The sequence below is a fragment of the Desulfurellaceae bacterium genome, assembly GCA_021296095.1.
In the GTDB taxonomy this organism is placed as follows: Bacteria; Desulfobacterota; Binatia; order Bin18; family Bin18; genus JAAXHF01.
This window is the reverse complement of record JAGWBB010000169.1, coordinates 3,211-7,937: the sequence shown is the minus strand read 5'-3', so window position 1 is coordinate 7,937 and position 4,727 is coordinate 3,211. Positions and strand designations below refer to the sequence as shown.

Here is a 4,727-nt window from a genome sequence, read left to right as displayed (position 1 = left end):
GGGGGACTGACAATATCGGGCTGGATGTCGAGCAGCTCAAACACGCGCTCCGAGCTGACGGCAGCCTTTTGCAGGGTGTCGTTGGTATTGGCCAGCTGCAGAAAGGGCTGGTAGATCTGGGTCAGGTAGACAATGAACACGAACAGGTCGGCCGCGCTGACCGTGCCGGCCAGGGCCATCCCGCCGCCGGCCAGGGCAACCAGAACGACTCCCACACCGCTGGTGACCTCGATCACCCCGACCGGTACGAACGACAGGCTGCTGGCGCGCAGCATGTCGTCGTGCAGCCGGCGACTGCGCGTCTCGATGGCGGCCGCCTGGCGACCTTCCTGCACGAAGGACTTGATCACGCTGACCCCGGACAGGTTGTCCTGCACCTGGGCGGTGAGTTCTTCGAGCCGGGTGCGGACCGGTCGCCACTCTTTGCGGACTCTTGAGACCGAACGGAAGACCAGCCAGCTGGCCAGCGGCAGCGGCACCAGGGCAATCAGGGCCAGCTGCCAGTTCAGATAAAACAGCACGCTGATCATGGCCGTGGGCAGGACGCAGGCGATGGTCAGTTCTGGAATGCCGTGGGCGATGAAGTCTTCGATGGATTCGATATCGTTGATCGAGCGGGCGATCAGCGAGCCCGTCCGCTGGTTGTTGAAAAAGCGGTGGGGCAGACCCTGGAGGTGGGTATACACCCGGACCATCAGGCTGTGCAGCACGTCAAACGACACTTCGTGTGAAAAGCGCCCATAGCCGTAGCGGGCCAGGCCGCGGCCGACATACACCACCAGCAGCAGTACGGTGATGAGGATCAGGGCTTCGAGTGTGCCGCCCCCATCCGTGATCCACTGAATGATCTGCCGGATGAGCAGGGGCGGAATGAGTCCGGTCCCGGCAAACAGCAGGCCGCAGCCAATAGCCAGCGCCAGCTTGCCGTAGCTGCCCCGTATCAGGTGCCATAAACCGCCGATTGTCTGCATGACAGCGCCCTCCTCGCTCCCACCCCTTGTGACAGATTCAGGTCCGGCTTTCAACGCTGTGGCCGGCGTCTTGACGATCAGCCGTCCGATACAGTAAGCCATGCGTAGGCTGAGTACGCTCGGCAGGCTGTCCAACAAGGAGGGAGCATGGATACACATCGCTTTGCTGTTGAGCCGTCCGAGGTGGCGTGGAAGACGCTGGCGCTGGATGGCGACGGGGAGACCCGGCTGCAAATGTACCTGAGGGGCGAAGACGGCGGACCAGAGGCTGTCCGGGCCCAGATTTCCGAGGGCTATGAGGTGGAGCCGCACTTTCATCTGGCCGCCCAGTTTCAGCTCCTGCTCGAAGGCTCGATGGAGTTTCCGACCTTTCGGCTGGACGCTCCGGCTGTCCACTACACCGAGCACAACGTGCCCTACGGCCCGTTCAAGGTCAGTCGGCACGACATGCTGGTCCTGCACACCAAGCCCGGCGGGGTGGTCATGATGCGGAACAGGAAGCGCCGCTACCAGGCCAACACGCGTGGCCGGGAATTCTCGTGCAACGCCCACGAGGTGGACTGGGAGCCGCTGCCCGGCCATCCCGACGCACGCCAAAAGGTCTTGATTCCCGACAGCCGCGGGCCCTCGGCCCGGATCATCGCGTGCCCGCCGCATATGGCCTTTGCGCCCGGCGCACCGGCCTATGGACGCTACGAGGTCGTGCTGTCCGGCTCGGCCTCGGTCGGCGGCAAGTCGCTCGAAGCCAAGGGCCTGCGTTTCGTAGAGGCGGGTGAAGACGCGCAGCCGCTTGTCTGCGGGCCGGACGGGGCAAGCCTGATGGTGCTGACGTTCGACCAGGACGCGGCCGAGAGCTATGGCGGGAGTACCCAGGACGCTATCGCCGGCATGGAAAAGTAGTTCCCTCTCCCTACAGGGAGAGGGCTAGGGAGAGGGTTCCGCCCATGAATATCAGTCACGGCTTAATCAGCGCGGATTCCCACGGCCAGTTGGATAAGAATACGTTCCTGGACCGGATGTCCACGGCCAGGTGGGGGGATCGCATTCCGCATATTATTGAAACGCGCGATCCCGCGCTGATGGCCGAGCCGGTCGAGCACGCCGTTGAGCGCTGGTCGATCAACGGCAAGGTCGTCGATACCCGGGGGGTGTGTAACTGTCCGGCGGTGATGGACGATCCCCGGCGGACCTATCACCCGCAGCGCTGGGAAGAGGTGCCGCTCAAGGTCTACGATCCGGTCGAACGGCTCAAGGTCCTGGACGAGGACGGGGTGGATGGCGAGGTCTTGTTTCCCAACCCACCGGTCCAGAACGCGACCTTTCTGCAGGGTGACGCCGAGTTTGAGCTGGCCTGTATTCGGGCCTATAACGACGGGCTGACCGAGTGGAGCGAGGTCAGCCCGCGCTATATTCCGCTGGCCCTGATCCCCTACCTGAGCGATATCAGCGTGGCGGTGGCCGAGGTCGAGCGCGCGGTCAAAAAGGGGCATAAGGGGATTCTGATGGTGGCCGAGCCCAACCTCGTGCTGCAGGGCCGGGACGAACGGGCTCGGCGGCCGGGTCAGTACCCCGGATCAACGACCCGTACTGGAACCCGTTGTGGGACGTGTGTCAGGAACTCGAGGTGCCGATTCACTGGCACGCCAACGCCGGGATTGTGCTGCGTCCGCCGAGTTGGAAAGCCTATAACCGGGCTCAGATCACGGTCAGTTTTATTCCCGGCGGGCTGTCGGCGGTGTGTCAGTTTCTGCCCAACCTGATCTTCTCCGGCAATCTGGAGCGCTATCCGCGTCTCAAGTGGGTATGCGCCGAGACGGGCCTGGGCTGGATCAACTATGCCCTGGAGGCCTGCGACCACGAGTGGGAACGCCGCCGGCTGTGGACCGAGGGGGTGGTGACCCGACCCAGCGAGCAGTTCCGGCGTCAGATGTACGTGTGTTTCTGGTTTGAGAAGGTCGGGTTGGCGTCGCGTCACATGATCGGCATCGACAACATCATGTGGCAGTCGGACTATCCGCACAACACCTCGACCTATCCCGACTCGTGGGCGACGGTTGAGCGCACCCTGGTCGATGTGCCGGCCGACGAGCGCGAGCGGCTGCTGTACGCCAACGCGCAAAACCTCTACAAGCTGGCCTAGGCCGGGAGGGGCGGGTGGAACGCCGATTCGGTTTTATCAGCAGCGACGAGCACGTGGTCGAACACCCCCAGGTGTGGACCCAGCGTCTCCCCAAAAGTTGGCGGGAACGGGTTCCGCACCTGGTCGAGCAGGCCGATGGCAGCCAGCGCTGGCTGGTTGATGGCCGGCCGGTAGCTCTGGACGGGGTTGCCGCTGCGGGCGCCACCCTGGCTGATCGCAATCAGTTGCCGCAGCGTTGGGAGGATGTCTCCCCGCTCGCCCATAGTCCGGCCGAGCGGCTGAAAGCCATGGACGCCGACGGCGTGGACGCTGCGGTGCTGTATCCCGGCCTGGCCGGTCTGGCCGGAGAGACTTTTGGTCGGCTGACCGATCCGGCCCTCGAGCTGGCCTGTGTCCGGGCCTACAACGACTGGCTGATCGAGGAGTGGGCGGCCGCCAGCCCGCGCTTTATCCCCCAGTGTCTGGTACCCCTGTATCCGGTTGAGACAACGGTTGCCGAGATCGAACGCGCGGTGGCCAAGGGACACCGCGGGGTGGTGTATCCGGCCATTCCCATGCACCTGCGCGAGCTGCCGCATGTCAACGAGGCCGAGTACGATCCGGTCTGGGCGACCTGCCAGGCGCTGGGCGTGCCGCTGTGTTTCCACGCCGGCGCCTCGCCGGATATTCAGTTTCCGCCCGACCCGGCGTTTTCGTCCGCGCTGAGCGGCGCCTTCCAGGCCCTGTCGCGTCCGTTCAGCTCCGCCACAGTCCTGGGCAACCTGCTGGTGTCGCGGATTTTGGCGCGCTTTCCGCGCCTGCGCGTCGTGTTTGCCGAGAGCGCCCTGGGCTGGGGCGTGTTTGCCCTGGAGGCGGCCGACTATCATTCTGAGCAGTTTCGCCTGGACTTGCAGGGCTATGAGCTGACGCCGACCGAGCTGTTCAAGCGCCAGTGCTATTTCACCGGCTGGTACGACCGCCACAGCCTGCTCCACACCCACCGCTTTCTGGGCGCCGGGAATATCCTGTGGACCACGAATTTTCCGCTCGCCACCTCGACCTGGCCGAACAGCCGTGAGTTTATGGCTCAGACGTTTGCGCCCATCCCGGCCCACGACCGGGAACAGATGGTGTGGCACAACGCGGCCGAGCTGTACGGCGTGTCCGGGTCAACGGGCGAGCCTGGGGGGGAAGGGCATGGCTGACTGGACGCCGCCGTCACAGGCCGAGGTCGAGGGCTATTTCGAGCGCCTCAATAATTGGGGCCGCTGGGGGGCTGACGACCAGCGCGGAACCCTGAACCTGATCAGCCCGGAAAAACGGGCCGCTGCGGTAGCCCTGGCCCGCCGCGGCCGGGTGGTTTCGCTGTCGCGCGACATCCCTCCCCAGCCTGCGCTGGACTACCACATGCTGTATCCGATTCGGCGCGGCGCCTCGCAGGCGGCGGTGGATTATTTTGGCATGATCTATCACGGCCACACCATGACCCATATGGATGCCCTGTGTCATGTCGAGTACCAGGGCCAGCTGTACAACGGGCGCCGTTTCAGCGACCACGTCGGCCACGCCGGCGCCAGCTGGGGCGCCCTGGACGTGTGGTTCGACGGCGTGGTGTCACGCGGAGTGTTGCTGGACGT

5 protein-coding genes are annotated in these 4,727 nt (G+C 64.7%); 4 read left to right on the top strand and 1 reads right to left on the bottom strand.

Annotated elements, in window-relative coordinates:
* Window positions 1-971, bottom strand: a 971-nt coding sequence (locus J4F42_22350) for a hypothetical protein (GenBank protein MCE2488265.1), incomplete at its 3' end; no start/stop codon positions are given.
* Window positions 972-1,118: 147 nt separating this feature from the next.
* On the opposite strand from J4F42_22350, the gene J4F42_22345 reads away from it, so the two are divergent.
* The 4 genes from J4F42_22345 to J4F42_22330 all read left to right on the top strand — a co-directional run.
* Window positions 1,119-1,871, top strand: coding sequence for a hypothetical protein (locus J4F42_22345; GenBank protein MCE2488264.1), 753 nt, complete (start codon window positions 1,119-1,121; stop codon window positions 1,869-1,871).
* A 673-nt stretch (window positions 1,872-2,544) separates the two neighbouring features.
* Window positions 2,545-3,111: an amidohydrolase family protein gene (locus tag J4F42_22340; GenBank protein MCE2488263.1), complete on the top strand. Its 567-nt coding sequence runs from the start codon at window positions 2,545-2,547 to the stop codon at window positions 3,109-3,111.
* 14 nt (window positions 3,112-3,125) lie between these two features.
* A complete protein-coding gene (locus J4F42_22335; protein ID MCE2488262.1) occupies window positions 3,126-4,295 on the top strand; it encodes an amidohydrolase in 1,170 nt (389 codons plus the stop codon).
* Window positions 4,288-4,727 (top strand): hypothetical protein (locus J4F42_22330; protein MCE2488261.1); only part of this gene is annotated, 440 nt, incomplete at its 3' end. The genes J4F42_22335 and J4F42_22330, both read left to right, overlap by 8 nt.